The sequence below is a fragment of the Noviherbaspirillum sp. genome (assembly GCF_035654295.1).
In the GTDB taxonomy this organism is placed as follows: domain Bacteria; phylum Pseudomonadota; class Gammaproteobacteria; order Burkholderiales; family Burkholderiaceae_D; genus Noviherbaspirillum.
The window spans coordinates 1-2,112 of sequence record NZ_DASRXF010000087.1 but is presented as its reverse complement, the minus strand read 5'-3'; the positions used below and the strand labels follow the sequence as shown (position 1 = coordinate 2,112).

Genomic DNA, 2,112 nt, shown 5'->3' with positions numbered 1-2,112 from the left:
GGTGCTGTTCCCCTTCATCGCCGCGCCCTTCGGCAACAGTTGGGTACGCATGGCGGACATGGCGCTGCTCTACATCCTGCTGGCGCTCGGCCTGAATATCGTGGTCGGCTTCGCCGGCCTGCTCGACCTCGGCTATATCGCCTTCTACGCGGTCGGTGCCTACATGACGGCACTGCTCGCCTCGCCGCAGTTCGCGGTCGTGCTCGACTCCCTCGTCCATGCCTATCCGGCGGCCGGCGAGGCTGCACGGCGCCTTCTCGGGCCGGAAGCGGCGCAAGACGGCATCCACCTCTCCATCTGGGCCATCGTGCCCCTGGCCGCCGGGCTCGCAGCAATCTTCGGCATCCTGCTGGGCGCGCCGGCGCTCAAGCTGCGCGGCGATTACCTTGCCGTCGTCACGCTCGGGTTCGGTGAGATCATCCGCATCTTCCTCATCAACCTGAACGCGCCGGTCAACCTGACCGACGGACCGAAAGGGATCAACATGGTCGACCCGGTCCGCATCTTCGGCGTCTCGCTCGCGGGCAAGCCCGGTGCCGGCGCCACGCTCGACATTTTCGGCTACGCCATGCCTTCGGTGAACGCCTATTACTTCCTGTTCCTGGCGCTGTGCACGGCCTTCATCGCGCTCTCCGTGCGCCTGCAGCATTCCCGCCTCGGTCGTGCGTTCATGGCGATACGCGAAGACGAAACGGCCGCGCAGGCCATGGGCATCGATACCAGCAAAGTGAAGCTGCTCGCCTTCGCCCTCGGCGCCTCTTCGGGCGGCGTCGCGGGAGCCATGTTCGCCGCCTTCCAGGGCTACATTTCTCCCGAGTCATTCGTTCTCAACGAATCCATCGCCGTGCTTTCGATGGTGGTGCTCGGCGGCATGGGCCATGTGCCCGGCGTGGTGCTCGGCGGCGTGATCCTGGCAGTCCTGCCGGAAGTGCTGCGCCATCTCGTCGAACCGGTGCAGCGCGAGCTGTTCGGCCATGTTGTGCTGGAATCCGAAGTGCTGCGCCAGCTGTTGCTCGGCATGGCGATGGTGCTCATCATGCTGGCCCGCCCTGCCGGGCTGTGGCCCGCGCGAACGCGCCTCGATCCCACACCCGGCCGCCATGCGGCTAGCAGAGACGGGTGCCTGCAGCACGACGACCGGCTGGCAGCATGACCCTCTTCAACAACATTGTCTGGCACACACTCGTGGGACCGCACGCGCGATTTACCGTTGGCAATCATGCCGTACGGAGGTATGCACCGGGTTATCCGCCCGTCGCCGCGTTTGCCGATCCCGCAGCGCCGGACCTGCATGCACTGGCGCGATGGGTGCGGCCGGGCGAACACATTTACTGCGACGGCTGGGCCGGGAGTTTGCCGGATGGCTGGGAGATCGACACCGAAGGCCTCATGCTCAGGATGGTTCCGCAAGATCCGTTCGCGAACGCTGCAACGGAAGCCGTCCTGCTCGATGCGCGCCACGCAGCGGCGGCGCTCGAACTGGCAACGCTGACAGGCCCCGGCCCCTTCACGCTGAAGACGCTGGAGCTGGGCGAATACTTCGGCATCCTGGACGGAGAACGGCTGGTCGCGATGGCCGGCAGCCGACCTTGCGCCGGCGGCTACAGCGAAATCACCGGCGTGTGCACGCACCCGGACTTCAGCGGCAAGGGACTGGCGCGGCAACTGGTGGCCAAGATACTCCTGCATCAGCGCCGGCGTGGGGATACGCCTTTCCTGCGCGTCATGCAGGACAACGCGGCAGCAGTGCGTCTCTACCACCGCCTCGGCTTCCGCGTTGCCGGAACATCCATCGCCCGAGTCATCACACGGCACTGAAGGCAAGCTGTTCCATCCGCACGAACACATCGCCGCAAGGTGTCGGGCGCGCGCCGCCTGCGGGCACATGCCAAAAATCTCACGCGGCACCGCGAGAATTGGAAAATCCCCTTATTTTTCAATGCCTTGCGAGCACCCTGCGGGCAGCACCCCGGCGCTGGCACACTCCTCGCAATAGGTATGTCGAGCGCAACGAAATGCTCGTCCAACCCAACCAACTCTAGGAGATACACCATGACCACTCTGCTCATCAAAGACCTCGCCGCCGCCACCGAACTCGACCGTGCCGGCATG

General features: G+C 65.3%; 3 protein-coding genes. 2 read left to right on the top strand and 1 reads right to left on the bottom strand.

Going from position 1 to position 2,112, the window contains the following annotated elements; translation table 11 throughout:
* Position 1: 1 nt before the first annotated feature.
* Together VFF99_RS09340 and VFF99_RS09335 are read left to right on the top strand one after the other, a co-directional pair.
* Positions 2–1,153 carry an ABC transporter permease subunit gene (locus VFF99_RS09340; RefSeq protein ID WP_325017179.1) on the top strand — a complete coding sequence of 384 codons (1,152 nt, stop codon included), beginning with the start codon at positions 2–4 and terminating at the stop codon, positions 1,151–1,153.
* Positions 1,150–1,818, top strand: coding sequence for a GNAT family N-acetyltransferase (locus VFF99_RS09335; RefSeq protein ID WP_325017177.1), 669 nt, complete (start codon positions 1,150–1,152; stop codon positions 1,816–1,818). The genes VFF99_RS09340 and VFF99_RS09335 overlap by 4 nt, the downstream gene beginning before the upstream one ends.
* Before the next feature lie 111 nt (positions 1,819–1,929).
* Here the strand turns inward: VFF99_RS09335 and VFF99_RS09330 are convergent.
* On the bottom strand, positions 1,930–2,112 hold a 183-nt coding region (locus VFF99_RS09330; RefSeq protein ID WP_325017175.1), incomplete at its 5' end, for a hypothetical protein.

What these genes read in the sequence shown, in the direction of transcription:
- VFF99_RS09335 (WP_325017177.1), top strand. Translation starts at nt 1,150, where the DNA reads ATGACCCTCTTCAACAACATTGTCTGGCACACACTCGTGGGACCGCAC.